We start from the raw sequence: 17922 nt of genomic DNA, 5'->3' as shown, positions 1-17922 counted from the left end.
GAAAGCGAATCCATATTGGCTGATAATGTTGTTGGTTAACTGTAATGAGGCACTAGTACACTATCATCTTTTTCACGATGGTTAAATTAGGGTTGACACAGAAGGCTGGTCGAGTTACATATTAGGTATAGACATATTTTTTGCATCACACATTTAGCACATTTAGCATATTTAGTTATTAAAAGTGAATATTAACGCCATGAACACACAATTGTTTTTACTCGGACTCCTTCTCCTCTCTCGCATACCCTGCGCGGAATCCTTTGTGTTACATGCAAAATAATTCATTAAGCATACACAAACCCCGCGCTAACAGTCGCGGGGTTTTTTGTTTCTAGCCCTTTTGAAATGTACCAATTGTGCTGTTTGCAGTTGGGTAAATAGATACATGATGGTCGATGGAGAAATTCGATGTCCAATAGAGTTATAATTTTTGATACTACGCTACGTGATGGCGAGCAAGCACTGGCAGCGAGTTTAACCGTTAAAGAAAAACTACAAATTGCCTTGGCGCTGGAACGTTTAGGCGTTGATGTAATGGAAGTGGGTTTCCCGGTGTCTTCTCCTGGTGATTTTAAATCGGTGCAAACCATTGCCAAAACCATTAAAAATAGCCGAGTGTGCGCGTTATCCCGTGCACTTGAAAAGGACATTGATGCCGCAGCCCAAGCCTTATCGGTAGCCGATCAATTTCGGATCCATACTTTTATTTCAACCTCGACCATTCATGTTGAAAGTAAATTAAAGCGCTCTTTTGACGATGTGTTAGAGATGGCCGTTAACGCGGTTAAGTACGCCAGACGTTTTACGGATGACGTTGAGTTTTCCTGTGAAGATGCTGGCCGCACGCCAATCGACAATTTGTGTCGTATGGTAGAGGCGGCAATTAAAGCCGGTGCCCGTACCATTAATATTCCAGACACTGTTGGCTATACTGTGCCAAGCGAGTTTGCTGGCATTATTAAAACCTTATTTAATCGAGTGCCAAATATCGACCAAGCGGTGATTTCGGTTCATTGTCATGATGATTTAGGTTTGTCGGTTGCTAATTCGATTGCTGCAGTAGAGATGGGGGCTCGCCAAGTAGAATGTACTATTAATGGCATTGGTGAACGAGCCGGTAATTGCTCGTTAGAAGAAATTGCCATGATCCTTGCAACACGCAAAGATTTGCTTGATGTAGAGTGTGGTATTAACGCCAAAGAAATACATCGTACGTCGTCGTTGGTCAGTCAACTATGTAATATGCCTATTCAAGCTAATAAGGCCATCGTGGGGACTAATGCATTTTCTCATTCATCGGGTATCCATCAAGATGGTATGCTAAAAGCCAAAAATACCTATGAGATCATGACCCCAGAAAGCATTGGTTTGAATCGTAATAATATGAACATGACTTCACGCTCTGGTCGCCATGTGATTAAGCATCGCATGGAAGAAATGGGTTACCAGCCAAGCGATTATGATATGGACAGCCTTTACGAGCAGTTTTTAACCTTGGCAGATAAGAAAGGTCAGGTATTTGATTACGACTTAGAAGCGTTAGTGTTCGTGGAGTCGCAAGCTCAAGATGATGATAAATATCAACTACAACATATGATGGTGCATTCAGATTCGACTGAAGGTGTGGCAACCGCGACGGTGCGTATTGCGGTAGATGGCAAAGATCTTACCGAAGCATCGACAGGTAATGGACCTGTCGATGCCGCTTATAATGCCATTGCACGGGCAACCGGTCGTCAAATCAATATTACCAACTATAAATTAAGTGCCAAAGGTGAAGGCCAAAACGCCCTAGGGCAGGTTGATATTACCGCGAAATACAACGAGCAGACGTTCCACGGTGTCGGATTAGCCACCGATGTGGTTGAGGCGTCAGCCCAAGCGTTAGTTCATGTGATGAATTTAGTGTACCGCGCAGACAAGGTTGCTGATTTTAAACAACAGATCCATAAAAATAGGGAGTTAGGTGGCGTATGAGTTATCAAATAGCAGTTTTGTCGGGTGATGGTATCGGTCCTGAAGTGATGGCAGAAGCGCGTAAAGTGCTGAGTGCGGTAGAAGCGCGTTTTGGATTAGATATTAACTATACCGAATATGATGTTGGCGGCATTGCGATTGATAACCATGGTTGTCCATTACCTGATGCAACATTAACAGGCTGTGAAGCTGCCGATGCCATTTTATTTGGCAGCGTTGGTGGCCCCAAGTGGGAACATTTACCACCCAATGATCAACCGGAACGTGGCGCATTATTACCGTTACGTGGTCACTTTGAGCTATTTTGTAATTTACGCCCAGCCAAATTACATGACGGCTTAGAGCATATGTCACCACTGCGCAGCGATATTTCAGCTCGTGGTTTTGATGTGTTGTGCGTACGTGAGTTAACCGGCGGTATTTACTTTGGTAAGCCAAAAGGGCGTCAAGGTGAAGGTGACGACGAAGAAGCCTTCGACACTATGCGTTATAGTCGCCGCGAAATTAGCCGCATTGCTCGTATTGCTTTTGAAGCTGCGCGAGGACGTAAAAACAAAGTCACTTCTGTAGATAAAGCCAATGTGCTGGCTTGTTCAGTGCTATGGCGTCAAGTGGTAGAAGAAGTGGCTAAAGACTTCCCTGATGTCACCTTAGAACACATCTACATCGATAATGCGACTATGCAGCTATTGCGTCGTCCAGATGAGTTTGACGTGATGTTATGTTCTAATTTATTTGGTGATATTTTATCCGATGAAATTGCCATGTTAACCGGCTCTATGGGGCTATTGTCTTCGGCAAGCATGAACAGTAAAGGCTTTGGTTTATTTGAACCGGCCGGCGGCAGTGCCCCCGATATTGCTGGTCAAGGTATCGCTAATCCGGTGGCGCAGATTTTATCTGCCGCACTGATGTTACGTCATAGCTTAAAGCAAGAAGACGCCGCTAATGCCATTGAACGCGCGGTGACAAAAGCACTCGCCAGTGGTTATTTAACCGGCGAACTTATGGCAGCAGATAAACGTAGTGAAGCAAAGTCGACCGCACAAATGGGCGATTTTATTGCCCAAGCGATAAAGGAAGGTGTGTAATGGCTCAAGTTATGGGTAAAACCTTATATGAAAAAGTGTGGGATGCACACATTGTCGCCTCTCCTGAAGGCGAAGCCCCCGTCGTGTATGTTGACCGGCATTTAGTGCATGAGGTGACATCACCTCAAGCATTTAGTGGCTTAAAAGTGGCTGGACGCACACTACGTGCACCACACAAAACCTTTGCCACCATGGATCATAATACCTCGACCCGCAGTGCCAGTTTAGATGCACTGAGCCCTATGGCCCGCACTCAAGTTGAAACCCTGGCGCAAAACTGTAAAGAGTTTGGCGTGCGTTTGTATGATATTCATCATCCTAATCAAGGTATTGTCCATGTAATGGGGCCTGAATTGGGGATTACTCTACCGGGATCCGTTATTGTGTGTGGTGATTCGCACACCGCGACCCATGGTGCATTTGGTGCATTGGCGTTTGGTATTGGCACCTCAGAAGTTGAGCACGTATTGGCCACCCAGACCCTACGCCAGTTAAAAGCCAAAACCATGAAGATTGATGTTCGCGGCCAAGTGACCGATGGCGTAACAGCAAAAGATATCGTATTAGCCATTATTGGTAAATTAGGTATGGATGGCGGCACAGGTTATGTGGTTGAGTTTTGTGGTGATGCCATTGAGGCATTAACCATGGAAGGACGAATGACCTTGTGCAACATGGCCATCGAAATGGGTGCCAAAGCCGGTATGGTCGCGCCTGATGAGACCACATTTAACTATCTTAAAGGCCGTGAGTTTGCTCCTAAAGATGCGCTGTGGGAGCAAGCGGTTGCCACATGGTCACAATTGAAGACCGATGCTGATGCGGTATTTGATGCTGAAGTGGTATTTGACGCAAACGATATAGCGCCGCAGTTAACCTGGGGTACTAACCCTGGTCAAGTGGTGGCTATTGACGGTGTGGTGCCTAATCCTGAACAAGAAACCAATATTACCAATCGGACGAGTATGGTCAAAGCGTTAGAGTATATCGGCCTTACGCCGGGTACTAAAATGACCGACATTAGCATTAATAAAGTGTTTATTGGTTCTTGTACTAACTCGCGCATTGAAGATTTACGTTCTGCTGCTGCGCAGGCTAAAAATCGTAAAGTGGCTGACGGCGTGGTGGCGATTGTGGTGCCGGGATCGGGCCCAGTCAAACGGCAAGCAGAAGCTGAAGGCTTAGATAAGATTTTTATTGAAGCCGGTTTTGAATGGCGTTTACCAGGTTGTTCGATGTGCTTGGCAATGAATGATGACCGTTTAGACGCGGGTGATCGCTGTGCATCAACCAGCAATCGTAATTTCGAAGGTCGTCAAGGTCGTGGCAGTCGTACCCATTTGGTTAGCCCTGCTATGGCTGCAGCTGCAGCAGTTGCGGGCCACTTTGTTGATATTCGTCAACCTTATTAATCAGCTAAACAAGGATATTTTATGCAAGCTTTTACAGCACATACCGGTTTAGCGGTAGCCATTAACAGCGCCAATGTTGACACTGATCAAATCATTCCTAAGCAGTTCTTGTCAAAAGTGACTCGTGACGGTTTTGGGGTGCACTTGTTCCATGATTGGCGTTATTTAGATGATGCGGGTGATCAGCCTAATCCTGAGTTCGTGCTCAATCAGCCTCGTTACCAAGGTGCTTCTATTTTATTAGCGCAAGAAAACTTTGGTTGTGGGTCATCACGTGAACATGCACCTTGGGCATTAGCTGATTTTGGTCTTAGGGTCATCATTGCCCCGACGTTTGCGGACATATTTTACGGCAACTCGATAAATAATGGCTTTCTACCGGTAACGCTAACCTCTGCTGAAGTACAACAATTGATGGATGAAGTGGCAGCCCAAGAAGGAGCGCAGATTACAGTAGATTTACATGCGCTAACGGTCACATCACCCTCTGGTTGTGTGTTTGATTTTGCCATGGTTGAGTCTGCAAGGCATAAATTACTCAATGGTCTGGATGCTATCGGATTGACATTGTCATTTGAGCAACAGATCAGTGACTATGAAGCTCATATACCCGATTGGTATGCATAATCGGCTATCACTGAGTGTTTAGTGTGTCGTTAATATTGTGTAAACAATGAATTAAAACCTCTTCATCTTGTCATGAAGAGGTTTTTTTTGTTTTTAATTGTAAAAACTTTTATGTAACCATTTTGTACACAAAAACAAGCTAGGCTTATTTTAGGCCAATATTTTTAACCATTTAAGCTTATTGTTATACGATAGTTTTTATTTAAGATACTGTTTATTAATGCAAAAAATTAACTATTGGTAAGGTGAGGTCCATTAGATTTACCGTTACCCTGTTTTTCGGGTTGTCTTTTACATCATTAAATCAAAAGTTTGATCACGATCACAATTTAAAATTGAATCACTCACTTCTTGTTCAGTCCCTTGCGGCTGTTGCAATGCTTTTTTGGATCAGTACACTGACAGCTTCATTTAAGTCGAGCTTTAACTCTATATAAGCCGATTTATGCAGTTTGAATCTAAACACAGAGAATTATAATGAAAAAAACAGTGTTAACACTGGCGATTAGCGCCATTGTATTTGGGGCAACGACTCAAGTGAATGCGGCAGGTTTCCAACTTGCAGAATATTCAGCGACAGGTTTAGGCCGTGCATTTGCTGGTGAAGCCGCCATTGCAGATAATGCGTCAACTCAAGCGCGTAATCCTGCGATGCTGGCTTATCTCGAAGGCCGCCAGGTGTCATCAGGCGGCATCTATGTCATGCCAAATGTGGATGTGATGGGTGATGTTGGCATTTCTTCACCACTATTAGGCTCAGAGCCATTAGTGATCGGTGCAGATGACTACGATGTTGCTGATAATGCACTCGTGCCAAACTTTTACTATTCAAACCAGTTGAATGACCAATGGACTTGGGGTTTAGCCGTCAATTCAAATTATGGTTTAGAAACCAATATTCCAGTGGCGGATGCGGCGGCTATTTTTGGCAGTAAAACTTCAATTACGACAGTCGAATTTAACCCGAATGTTGCCTACCGTCTTGATGATGCATTTACCGTAGGCGCTGGCCTTCGTGTGGTGTACGGCGAAGGTGAAGTGGGTGCTACTGCGCCAGGTTGGATTGATACGATTAAAACGAGTTTACCCGCAAGCATTAGCGCACGTTTACCCGCGGGTGGGACGAATCTAAAGTCAATGGAAGGTGATGATGTTGGCTATGGTTGGAAAGCGGGCGCGAGCTGGCAAATTAACTCCGCTAACCGCATTGGTTTGGCTTACCACAGTAGCGTCGACCTTAAACTCGACGGTCATGTTGATGGCGTGGTTTATACTGGTGGTCAAGATATCGAAATTGAAGGTTATTTACCGGTTGAGTTACCTGCCTTTGCCGAACTTGCTTCTTATCATCAGTTAACTGAAAATTGGGCAATGCATGCCAGCGTAAACTGGACTGAATGGAATGTGTTTGAGCAACTAGTGGCGTATTTCCCTGGAGATGTTAAGCCTGTCGGTGACTTAACGTCAAACATAGTAAAAGAAGAGAACTTTAATGATAACTGGCGTTATGCGCTCGGTACTACCTATACCCTTAATGATCAGTGGACATTACGTGCAGGTATGGCATTAGATAAAACCGCAGTTGACGATCAAGATCGCACCACCACAATCCCTGATTCTGACCGTTTATGGTTCAGCGTTGGTACAGGCTATCAATTGACTAAAAATCTGAATGTAGATTTAGGGGTGACGTATATTAAAACCCACGGTGATGCGCCTATTACTGAAACACAAGACCTATTAGGCCTTGCTGCTGTTAGCTATACTGGTGAAGCCACCGGTGATGTCTGGATAACAGGCGTGCAGTTAAACTATAAAATGTAATCGATGTCGTTGGATATCATTGATCAAAGGGCCTCGCAATTGCGGGGCCTTTTAGTCTGCTATTTACGTGATGCAGTTAAGCTACTAACATCATTAAATAGCCTAAAATCATGATGAGGTTTATGTCTAAACGACCCCTAGATGCAGTATATAGCATGTCGAGAAGAGACAAGGTTTAAGGTGCTAGGAATAGGGCGCTATGCTTACGGAAAGCTGATAACGGATAACAAGCGAACGCTGCGCTCACGGATAGTGCGGCCTAGGGTCGCTTCTAGGTGCTAGAGAGCCTGCGGCTGCTAGGATCTAGTAGGACGAAGTCCGCCCTTTGGCGAGCTTGCCAGTTCCTAGAACCTATCAGTCGCGAAGCGACGCTCTCGGTAAGGCTGTCACCATTACCTTCAATTACTGCCTTGTTCGTTTTCCTACGGGAGTACTGACACGAGCATGTTGAAGTGGTTTGGGTTTATGCTAACAGAGGACATTTACTTGCATTGATTTTATATATCGATTTACGATGTAATGTTGGATTAGTCAGTACAGAAACGATATAAAAAAGTATAAAATTCAGATAAAACAATTATGTAAATAATTGAATAATAAAACCACATAACAGATCACATCTACATGAGATAGGAAGTCAGATGGTTGCCAATAAATACATTGTCGCGTTAGACCAAGGCACTACAAGCTCTCGTGCCATTGTGTTTGATCATCAAGCCAATATCGTCGCCGTGGCTCAGCGTGAATTTACCCAACATTATCCGCAAGCGGGATGGGTAGAGCATGATCCCATGGAGATATGGTCTTCACAAAGTTCAGTACTGGTTGAAGTACTGACTCGTAAAGGGATAAGTCATCATGATGTTGCCGCGATTGGTATTAGCAATCAACGTGAGACCACGATAGTCTGGAATAAACACACAGGTAAGCCAGTATATAACGCCATTGTATGGCAATGCCGCCGCAGCCAAGCAATATGCCAACATCATAAAGCACAAGGTGCTGAAGAGATGGTGCGTCAGAAAACCGGGCTAGTACTTGATCCGTACTTTTCGGCGTCAAAAATTGAGTGGATTTTGAATAATGTTGACGGTGCTCGTGAACAAGCAGAAGCGGGCGATCTATTGTTTGGCACCGTTGACACTTGGTTGGTGTGGAAGCTAACACAAGGTAACGTTCATGTGACCGAACCGACTAATGCCTCTCGGACCATGTTATTTAACATTCACGATCAACAGTGGGACCAAGAATTACTCGATTTGTTTACGATACCTCGGGCAATGTTACCTGAAGTGAAACCTTCTTGCGCAATATACGGTTATACCGAACTTGCAGGCAATCCTGTTCCTGTGGCGGGGATGGCGGGTGATCAACAATCGGCTTTGTTTGGCCAATTATGTATCGAACCTGGGATGGCTAAAAATACTTATGGCACAGGGTGTTTTTTGTTAATGAATACCGGTGTCAAAGCTGTCGAGTCAACCCATGGTTTATTAACCACCATTGCTATTGGTACTGATGCAAAAGTGAATTATGCCTTAGAAGGCTCGGTATTTATGGGCGGGGCCGTGATTCAATGGTTGCGTGATGAGCTAGGTCTTATTACCGATGCCTGCGACACTCAATATTTTGCCGACAAAGTGAGTGACACCAATGGCGTGTACTTAGTGCCTGCATTTGTGGGCTTAGGTGCACCTTATTGGGATGCCGATGCCCGTGGTGCCATCATTGGCTTAACCCGTGGCGCCAATCGGAATCATATTATTCGTGCGGCGTTAGAGGCGATTGCTTACCAATCACGTGATGTGCTTGATGCTATGAGTAAAGATTCTAATGTACCACTGACACAAATTCGAGTCGATGGTGGTGCGGTGGCAAATGATTTTTTAATGCAATTTCAAGCAGATATTACTGGGGCAACAGTTATTCGTCCCCTTGTAACTGAAACCACCGCGATGGGGGCGGCATTTCTAGCGGGCTTGGCCGTTGGTGTGTGGAAGTCGACGGATGAATTACAAACCATGCTGTCTACCGAGCGGGAATTTACCTCGACAATGGATATAGAGATCCGTGCAAAGTTGTACCATGGTTGGAAGCAAGCAGTATCTCAAGTGAGTCCTAATGGTAACCTTGCTTAACTAAGGCAAGCGTTACACTTCAATATCAATATGCTGACTGGCGGTTTCTCCACGAGTGGAGAATCGCTTATCACTTTTCATTAGTCTAATTTTGTTACCGACATTTTTTTTCTCATTAACCGTTCGCGGTTTGGCTCGTCTATCTTGTCGAGGTGCTTCCTGCCGTTGAATAGGCATTTTATGGCTAATGTTTGGTGGTAATTGTGACTGAGGCGCTTCGTGACTGTCAGCACTAATCGCACTGGCATTTTTGACTTGTTCAACAATCCGTTTACGTTCACTCACAGCCTGTACTGGCCTGGCTAGCATGGCATAAATGCTGTCAATACTCATGTTGCTCTCCTGTAACGATGAAATGACGCTGATGTTAATCATCATAACTGTTTATCGACTCAGGTTGGTTAAAATTTAATCTTTTTCGGTTAAGAATAATTTGGCTGACATTTTCATTCTCTTGATGGATGCATTTAGACTGGCCCTTTGCTTGTGTTGGGTATCAGCAAATATGCTCATTTCATTATTGTTATGCGTTATTTCAATGATGCATTAACACTAACAGAATAATGCTAACAGAGCGTTACTAACAGAGTGACGTCAACAACGCATCGCTTTGATCTTAGCTGACCAAAGAAGGTGTAACTTCTGGTTGGATTTAGATTTAGTGTGATCACCGCGTTATTCACTTTCGAGCACTGCCTTTAACCGTTTTCATTGAGTCATCACAACCGCATGACCCTTAAGGCATTAAACATAATTAACTGTGATTGCCAGATAAATTGATAAAATGCTGCGCTCAACATTAAGATATCGAAGACAAATACCGTGATCTTGAGTGATAGCGTTTTAGCATAAGCTAATGATACCAAGTCGTTTAAGCATTGTTATTCATTTCATCAGTACAATGCACATCAAGGTGAATAAAGAGGCTTTTACGTCTCAATAACGCGGCGATCAATGCTGAGATTGAATACAGTCGCAAGACATTGCATAAGATAAGGCGGTTTTTAACCATATAAAGTGGACTCAGTCGACTATTTGTTGATCTTTAATGTGATTAAAATGGCGTTTATGGGCAAGATTACGACGTAAAGATGGAGTATTCGAAGCATAAAATAAGATTAATTAAAAAGATCACGTGTTTATTTTTGCCGATAAAACGACCGTTATGTCTCTGGTTTAACTCATTTACCCTGATTTTTAGCTGTTTTCTACAAATGGCTCTGTCATTCATCCTGCTTGATATTAATTTGCTGCTAACCCGCTTGGTGTCTGGATTTAATATATCTGTCCATCCCTTGACAAAACTTGCATAGAGTCCCTAAACTTAGCATTTGTGGGAAGAAGTGGATCATTGTGGATCAAATGATAACAATAAGGACTCAATAACGTGTTTCGTGGTGCCAGTGCAATCAACATGGATGCTAAAGGGCGGATCGCTATTCCAGCGAGATACCGTGATGCGTTGCGTGTCGAACATGCCGGGACTGTGATTATTACCGTAGACATTGAAGCCGCTTGTTTGTTGATTTATCCGCTACACGAATGGGAGCAGATTGAAGCAAAGCTAAGATTGCTTTCTGATACCGATCCACTTGAGCGCTCCTTTAAACGAAAATTACTAGGTCACGCACAAGATTGCGAACTAGACAGCCACGGACGCATTGTGATCCCGCCGGCATTACGAAGTTTCGCCAGCTTAGAAAAGAAAACCATGCTGGTGGGCTTACTGAATAAATTTGAATTATGGGAAGAGAGTGCTTGGCAGCAACAAATGGATGATGGCAATACGCTCATTCAAAGCCAAGATTTAGCCAGCAATGAACGCTTGGCACACTTTTCACTGTAGTAACCAAAAAGGTTAGAAGAATCCAATGAGCCAAGAGTTTGCCCATTTATCTGTATTACTGAATGAGACCGTCGATGGTCTCAATATCCAAAGTGATGGCATCTACATTGATGGCACTTTTGGCCGTGGTGGGCATTCGCGTCATGTATTGAGTCATCTGGGTGAAAATGGTCGTTTAATTGCGATTGACAGAGATCCGCAAGCCATCGAGGCTGCTAAGCAGTTTGCTGATGACCCACGATTCCAAATTGTCCACGGTGGCTTTGGTCAATTAGCTGAGTATGTCGATGAGCTTGGATTAACAGGCCAGATAAATGGCGTATTGCTTGATCTTGGGGTGTCGTCGCCACAATTAGACGATGCGGAACGTGGCTTTAGTTTTTTACGTGATGGCCCGCTCGATATGCGGATGGATAACAGCCAAGGTCAAACAGCTGCCCAGTGGATAGCGCGTGCAGAAATTGAAGATATGGCATGGGTATTTAAAACCTACGGTGAAGAAAAGAATTCGCGTCATATTGCACGTTGTATTGCAGCTGATCGTGAGAAAACCCCCTTTTTACGCACCAAAGACTTAGCTGATTTAATCGCGCGTATTACCAAAAAGAAAGAGCGTAATAAGCATCCAGCGACGCGAGTGTTTCAAGCGATTCGTATTTATATCAACAGTGAATTAGAACAGATAGATCAAGCATTAGAAGGTGCATTAGCAGTGTTAGCACCTCAAGGCCGGCTATCGGTGATCAGTTTCCATTCGCTAGAAGATCGTATGGTGAAACGTTTTATTCGTCGTCATAGCCAAGGTGAAAGCGTGCCACGTGGTTTACCGATCACCGAAGCTGAAATTAATAAATCTCGTAAATTAAAAGCAGTTAGTAAGGCGATGAAGCCTTCTGATGCGGAATTAGAGCAAAATCCACGCGCGCGCAGCTCGGTGTTACGAGTTGCCGAGCGTCTGGATTATTAACCACTGAGGGTCATGTGAGCCAATCACCATTAAATTTGCCTCAAATTGTATTACAGGACATTTGGCACCACAAGTGGATATTGCTGTTGAGTGTATTGGTGATGTTAAATGCGGTAGCTGTTGTTTACACCAGCCACGAAACTCGTAAGTTAATTACCCAATGGGATCAACTTCTGCAAGAGCAAGATCGCTTAGATATTGAATGGCGAAATTTATTATTAGAAGAACAATCGCAATCTGAGCACAGTCGCGTGACTCGGATGGCAACCAAAGAATTAAATATGGCTCGGCCACTTCCTAAGGAGGAAGTGATCATTCGAGTCCAGTGAGCATAGGGAATATGGCTAGACAAGCAAAGCAAAAGTTAAATCACGAACTCATTCCATGGCGTTTATACGTTGTGGTGGGGTTCGTATTGTTGTTATTTTGCAGTCTAGTTGCACGTGCGGCTTATATTCAAATTATAGAACCTGACAAACTTCGCCACGAAAGTGATATGCGCACGTTGCGCACGACCAGTAACCAAGTTCAGCGAGGCTTAATAACCGATCGTAATGGCGATATGCTGGCGGTCAGTGTGCCCGTACGAGCGGTGTGGGCGGATCCAAAACATGCCCATGATCAAGATGCGTTTAAAGATATGCGCCGTTGGCAAGCCCTCGCCGATGTATTGCAAGAGCCTGTTGATAAGCTGGTTAACAAAGTTAAAAACAACCCCGACAAACGCTTTGTATACCTCAAACGTCAGGTAACATCAGCGGTTGCTGACTATATAGAGGAGCTTAAAATTGGTGGTATTTATCTTAAACCAGAATCGCGCCGCTATTATCCCTCAGGTGAAATAGCCGCTCAATTAATTGGCATTACCAATATTGACGATGTGGGTATTGAAGGCATTGAGAACACTTATAATACTTGGTTAACCGGGACGCCATCTAAACAAAAAGTCCGTAAATCACGCGATGGTAGCGTCGTTGAGCGTTTAGATATTGTCCAAGAAGGCGAAAGTTCTAACGATTTAGTGCTCAGTATTGATCAACGTATTCAGCAATTGGCTTATCGCGAACTGAAGCGTGCAACTGAAACATACCAAGCGACTTCTGGGTCTGTGGTGGTTATGGATGTTAATACCGGAGAAGTATTAGCGATGGCGAATACGCCTTCATATAATCCCAATGCCCGAGATAATTTACAACCACATCGGATGCGTAATCGTGCATTAACTGACACATTTGAACCGGGCTCAACGATTAAACCCTTTGTTGTTGCTGCAGCGCTTGAAGCTGGCACAGTGAAAGTAAATGAATTGATATCGACATCACCAGGTTGGATCCGACTTGGTGGGCGTCAAGTTCGCGACTCCCATAATTACGGTGAAATTTCATTAGCTAAAATTCTGGTTAAGTCGAGTAACGTTGGCATTAGTAAACTGGCGTTGTCTATACCTGTGCAAGAGTTATTAGCCACTTATCAATCAATGGGTTTAGGCAATTATTCAGGTATTAATCTAACCGGTGAAAGCGCTGGGTTAATTCATGTTCGTCATCGCTGGTCTGACTTTGAGCGTGCCACCCTGTCTTTCGGGTATGGCTTGACTGCGACGCCATTACAAATTGCACGTATGTACGCCACGCTAGGCAGTGGCGGTATTCTCTATCCGGTGTCGATATTAAAGCTGAGGCAAGCACCCAAGGGTGAGCAAGTGATTTCAACTCAAGTGGCTCACGACGTAATGAAAATGTTAGTGGGTGTGACTGAGGCTGGAGGAACGGCGACTAAAGCTCATATTGATGGTTACCCTGTAGCCGGTAAAACCGGTACCAGCCGTAAAGCCGTTGCTGGTGGTTATGGCGATGACTATGTGGCCATATTTGCGGGTATTGCGCCGGTTCATAACCCGCGTTTAGCCATTTCGGTTGTGATTAATGAGCCTAAAGGTGACAAATATTACGGTGGTGATGTTGCTGGCCCCGCATTCGCTAAAATTATGTCAGGTGCCTTACAAATGCTCAATGTTGAACCTAGGGATGCTATTCATGTGGCCGCTGTGCAAGGAGTCCACAATGATGTTATTAAATGACCTATTAGCACCGTGGTTTCATTATTCTGGCGGCGAATCTATTAGCGGATTAACGCTAGACAGCCGTGATGTTAAAGCGGGTGGTTTATTTGTGGCGCTGCCCGGTTATAAAGTTGATGGTCGAGTCTTCATTTCTCAAGCGATCCAAGCGGGAGCTTCGGCAATACTTATTCATACTGATAATCCTGATGAACACGGTAAGGTCGATCGCCTTCAATATACTGTGCCATTAGTGTATTTTTCCCAGTTAAGCCGTCAATTATCGGCAGTTGCCGGACAGTTTTATTTACCCAATAGTCAATCGTTGTCTTTGATTGGAATAACGGGGACCAATGGCAAAACCTCAGTAAGCCAAATTATCGCTCAAATTGTTGATTTACTCGGCCATCAAGCCGCGGTAATGGGGACGTTAGGTAATGGTTTGTGGGGGCAGCTTGTTGATAGCGGCAATACGACGGCTGATGCGGTGACTGTTATGCGTCAACTTGGAGAGTTTGTTGCTCAAGGCGCTGAACTGTGTGCGATGGAAGTGTCAAGCCATGGTTTAGTCCAAGGTCGTGTCGAAGCTGCGCCGTTTGAGATAGCAGTTTTTACCAATTTAAGCCGTGATCACCTTGATTATCATGGTGATATGGATACCTACGCCGCCGCTAAAAAACGTTTATTTCAATTCCCCTGTGTCCAACATGGGGTGATTAACCTTGATGATGCAGTCGGTGCCAAATGGTTGACCGAACTGGCGAACCAAAAGAATAAATCCTTCAGCATTGAAGCTAATACCGCAGCGGACTTTTACTGTGATGCCATCCAATACCATGATGCTGGGGTGACGGCGACACTGCATTTTGTCGACAATAATAGTGAACGTCCGCTAAGCACGATGTTTAGCTCACCGCTATTAGGTGCCTTTAATTTGTCTAATCTTGTGGCAGCCATATCGGTGTTATATCTACAAGGAATGGCAATGGCATCCATATTAGCCGTGATCCCACAATTGGTTCCTGTCGCAGGGCGTATGGAGCGTTTTTCATCGGTTAACAAAGCTACTTTGGTTGTTGATTATGCCCATACTCCTGATGCCATTGAACAAGCGTTAAAGGCATTAAGACTGCACTGCAAAGGGACGTTATGGTGTGTATTCGGTTGCGGTGGCGATCGTGACAAAGGTAAACGCCCTTTGATGGCACAAGCCTCTGAGCAATATGCAGATAATGTGATGATCACGAGTGACAATGCCAGAAGCGAAGATCCACAAGCCATTATCAATGATATTTTGCAAGGAATTAGTCAGCCTCAAAACGTACTCACCGAGGTTGATCGTATTCAAGCCATTACCCATGTTGTTTCATTGGCACAAGCTGACGATATTGTGCTGCTTGCGGGTAAGGGTCATGAAACCTATCAAGAAGTCGCTGGCGAGCGAATTGATTATGATGAACGCGCCTTAGCATTCAAGTTGTCCCAGGAGACGTCATGATTAGCGTCAATTTGTTAGCATTAGCGCAGCACCTTAATGGCACTTTACACGGCCAGGATAGAGTGATCACCAGTGTTAGTACTGACAGTCGCAATATTGCCGCTCAATGCTTGTTTATCGCGTTAAAAGGCGAACGTTTTGATGGCCATGATTTTGCCGCGACAGCGATAAAAAATGGTGCGGTAGCAGTTTTGGTTGATCATCTATTAGTCGATCACCCTCTTGCAGCAGATGTTCCGCAAATTGTGGTTGCTGATCCCCAAAAGGCTATGGGCGAAATGGGAGCATGGGTTCGCCAAACGGTTGCACCTATTTGTGTGGCCTTAACCGGATCAAACGGCAAAACCAGCGTTAAAGAAATGCTGGCCACTATTTTATCTCAACATCATCAAGTGTTGTTTACCGCGGGTAATTTTAATAACGACATTGGTGTGCCGTTAACCTTACTGCGGTTAACTGAGGGTGATGAATATGGGGTATTTGAGCTTGGTGCAAACCATAGTGGTGAGATTGATTACACCTCATCATTAGTTCAACCCCGAGTCGCACTGGTTAACAATGTCGGCAACGCTCACCTTGAAGGATTTGGTTCGCTTGAAGGTGTTGCTCAGGCTAAATCTGAAATTTTTAATCATCTTTCACAAGATGGCAGCGCGATTATCAATGCTGACGACCCGTTTGCCGATTTTATGATGCAACAGTCGCAAGGGCGTAAACAACTGCGTTTTTCCCGTGAAATAAATGTTGATGCAGATGTCACCGCCACAGACATAGTGGCAGATACCAATGGTTGTTCTCAGTTTACATTAACCTTTGCTGGGCAGCATGAGATGGTGCAGTTACCGCTAGCAGGTATACATCAAGTGAGTAATGCGCTCGCGGCGGCGTCTATGTGCATTGCTTTAGGACTATCGCTTGTTGAGATTGCGCAAGGCTTTACGTCACTCAAACCCGTAAAGGGCCGAATGCAGCCACATGAACTTGGCCGGGTGTTATTAATAGATGATAGTTATAACGCGAATCCAACGTCGGTTAGCGCAGCAATTAATTGGTTGCAACAACGTGATGGATATCGATGTTTAGTGCTGGGAGATTTAGGCGAATTAGGCGACAATGCTGGCCCTTTGCACACCAGCATTGGATTGCAGATTAAAAATGCAACCATAGAGTCATTGTTTTGTTGTGGCCAGCTATCGGCTAATACCAGTGAAGTATTTGGTTGTAAACACTTTTCTGCTCAAGAGGCATTAATAGTGGCATTACAAAAACAGTTAGCAAGTATCACAGGTAATATCACTGTTTTAGTTAAAGGTTCCCGCAGCGCCGCCATGGAGCGAGTTGTGGACAGTTTATTAGATGCCTATGGGCGTGGGGAGTTAGTGTAGATGCTGGTTTATCTAGCCGAGTATTTAACCCAGTTTTATTCTGGATTTAACGTTTTTTCATATGTAACGTTTCGGGCTATTTTAGGCTTGTTAACCGCGTTGGTCTTTAGTTTGTGGTGGGGACCTATTTTGATCAATCGTTTGCAGATGTTGCAAATTGGTCAAGTGGTTCGAAGTGATGGCCCAGAGTCTCATTTTAGCAAACATGGTACGCCGACAATGGGTGGCATATTGATCCTTGCGGGTATTTTTATCAGCGTGTTGTTATGGGGTGATTTATCCAATCGTTATGTATTGGTGACTTTGTTTGTATTGGCTAGTTTTGGGTTAATTGGCTTTATTGATGATTATCGTAAAGTGGTAAAAAAAGATACTAAAGGTCTGATTGCTCGCTGGAAATATGCTCTACAGTCTATCGCCGCTTTAGTGGTGGCAGTGTATTTGTACAGTTCATCGACTATGGCCGGTGAAATCCAATTAGTGGTGCCATTTTTTAAAGATATTATGCCTCAATTAGGCGTTATGTTTGTCGTGTTAGCGTATTTCACCATTGTTGGTGCCAGTAATGCGGTGAACTTAACCGATGGTTTAGATGGTTTGGCGATTATGCCAACTGTGATGGTCGCGGCTGCCTTTGCATTAATTGCTTACTTATCTGGCCATGCTCAGTTTGCCAGTTATTTACACATCCCTCATTTACCTTTAGCGGGTGAATTAGTGATTGTGTGTACTGCAATGGTCGGTGCAGGTTTAGGCTTTTTATGGTTTAACACTTATCCCGCACAAGTGTTTATGGGGGATGTGGGTTCATTAGCATTGGGCGCCGCATTGGGTGTGATTGCCATTTTAGTTCGCCAAGAAATCTTGTTGGTTATTATGGGTGGCGTTTTTGTGATGGAAACAGTCTCGGTGATCTTACAGGTGGGCTCGTATAAGTTACGTGGCCAACGTATTTTTCGTATGGCGCCTATTCATCATCACTATGAGTTAAAAGGGTGGCCAGAGCCGCGGGTTATTGTGCGTTTTTGGATTATCTCGTTGTTTTTAGTGTTACTGGGTCTTGCGACTCTAAAATTACGCTAAGCAATTAATAAA

14 protein-coding genes are annotated in these 17922 nt (G+C 44.3%); 13 read left to right on the top strand and 1 reads right to left on the bottom strand.

The features are described 5' to 3' along the window. Positions 1 to 411 precede the first annotated feature (411 nt). The 6 genes from leuA to glpK all read left to right on the top strand — a co-directional run bounded on the left by leuA (position 412) and on the right by glpK (position 9072). The gene (leuA, locus tag AAEZ00_RS02005; protein ID WP_101033261.1) at positions 412 to 1980 is read left to right on the top strand and encodes a 2-isopropylmalate synthase; all 1569 of its coding nucleotides are present in this window, start codon (positions 412 to 414) and stop codon (positions 1978 to 1980) included. After that, complete coding sequence (leuB, locus tag AAEZ00_RS02000) at positions 1977 to 3071, top strand: 3-isopropylmalate dehydrogenase (protein WP_335688790.1); 1095 nt, start codon at positions 1977 to 1979, stop codon at positions 3069 to 3071. The genes leuA and leuB overlap by 4 nt, the downstream gene beginning before the upstream one ends. Positions 3072 to 3082: 11 nt before the next feature. Continuing rightward, the gene (leuC, locus tag AAEZ00_RS01995) at positions 3083 to 4483 is read left to right on the top strand and encodes a 3-isopropylmalate dehydratase large subunit (RefSeq protein ID WP_124013005.1); all 1401 of its coding nucleotides are present in this window, start codon (positions 3083 to 3085) and stop codon (positions 4481 to 4483) included. Positions 4484 to 4504: 21 nt separating this feature from the next. Next, a complete protein-coding gene (gene leuD / locus AAEZ00_RS01990; RefSeq protein ID WP_101033259.1) occupies positions 4505 to 5110 on the top strand; it encodes a 3-isopropylmalate dehydratase small subunit in 606 nt (201 codons plus the stop codon). A gap of 477 nt (positions 5111 to 5587) precedes the next feature. Next, on the top strand, positions 5588 to 6934 hold the full coding sequence (locus AAEZ00_RS01985; RefSeq protein WP_351088196.1) for an outer membrane protein transport protein: 1347 nt from the start codon (positions 5588 to 5590) through the stop codon (positions 6932 to 6934). A gap of 641 nt (positions 6935 to 7575) precedes the next feature. Continuing rightward, positions 7576 to 9072 carry a glycerol kinase GlpK gene (glpK, locus tag AAEZ00_RS01980; RefSeq protein ID WP_351088194.1) on the top strand — a complete coding sequence of 499 codons (1497 nt, stop codon included), beginning with the start codon at positions 7576 to 7578 and terminating at the stop codon, positions 9070 to 9072. A gap of 12 nt (positions 9073 to 9084) precedes the next feature. On the opposite strand, the gene AAEZ00_RS01975 is transcribed toward glpK, so the two are convergent. Beyond that, the gene (locus AAEZ00_RS01975; RefSeq protein WP_124012786.1) at positions 9085 to 9405 is read right to left on the bottom strand and encodes a hypothetical protein; all 321 of its coding nucleotides are present in this window, start codon (positions 9403 to 9405) and stop codon (positions 9085 to 9087) included. 1054 nt (positions 9406 to 10459) lie between these two features. Here AAEZ00_RS01975 and mraZ point away from each other — a divergent pair. Genes mraZ through mraY form a run of 7 tightly spaced genes read left to right on the top strand, consistent with a single transcriptional unit; the run spans position 10460 to position 17910 of the window. After that, positions 10460 to 10918, top strand: coding sequence for a division/cell wall cluster transcriptional repressor MraZ (mraZ, locus tag AAEZ00_RS01970; RefSeq protein WP_101033255.1), 459 nt, complete (start codon positions 10460 to 10462; stop codon positions 10916 to 10918). Between the two features lie 25 nt (positions 10919 to 10943). Beyond that, a complete protein-coding gene (gene rsmH, locus AAEZ00_RS01965; RefSeq protein ID WP_351088192.1) occupies positions 10944 to 11885 on the top strand; it encodes a 16S rRNA (cytosine(1402)-N(4))-methyltransferase RsmH in 942 nt (313 codons plus the stop codon). Positions 11886 to 11899: 14 nt separating this feature from the next. Next, positions 11900 to 12214, top strand: a complete 315-nt coding sequence (gene ftsL / locus AAEZ00_RS01960) for a cell division protein FtsL (protein ID WP_351088190.1) — start codon at positions 11900 to 11902, stop codon at positions 12212 to 12214. Positions 12215 to 12225: 11 nt separating this feature from the next. Beyond that, a complete protein-coding gene (locus AAEZ00_RS01955) occupies positions 12226 to 13965 on the top strand; it encodes a penicillin-binding transpeptidase domain-containing protein (RefSeq protein WP_351088188.1) in 1740 nt (579 codons plus the stop codon). After that, positions 13949 to 15442 carry a UDP-N-acetylmuramoyl-L-alanyl-D-glutamate--2,6-diaminopimelate ligase gene (gene murE / locus AAEZ00_RS01950; RefSeq protein ID WP_351088186.1) on the top strand — a complete coding sequence of 498 codons (1494 nt, stop codon included), beginning with the start codon at positions 13949 to 13951 and terminating at the stop codon, positions 15440 to 15442. Before AAEZ00_RS01955 ends, murE begins: the two co-directional genes overlap by 17 nt. Next, entirely contained in the window at positions 15439 to 16827 is a 1389-nt protein-coding gene (locus AAEZ00_RS01945; RefSeq protein ID WP_351088184.1) for a UDP-N-acetylmuramoyl-tripeptide--D-alanyl-D-alanine ligase, read from the top strand. The genes murE and AAEZ00_RS01945 overlap by 4 nt, the downstream gene beginning before the upstream one ends. After that, positions 16828 to 17910: a phospho-N-acetylmuramoyl-pentapeptide-transferase gene (mraY, locus tag AAEZ00_RS01940; protein ID WP_351088182.1), complete on the top strand. Its 1083-nt coding sequence runs from the start codon at positions 16828 to 16830 to the stop codon at positions 17908 to 17910. It abuts the gene before it with no gap. Positions 17911 to 17922 lie beyond the last annotated feature (12 nt).

The organism is Shewanella sp. S1-49-MNA-CIBAN-0167 (genome assembly GCF_040310145.1).
Lineage (GTDB): Bacteria > Pseudomonadota > Gammaproteobacteria > Enterobacterales > Shewanellaceae > Shewanella > Shewanella psychromarinicola.
This window is presented reverse-complemented; position numbering and strand designations above follow the sequence as displayed.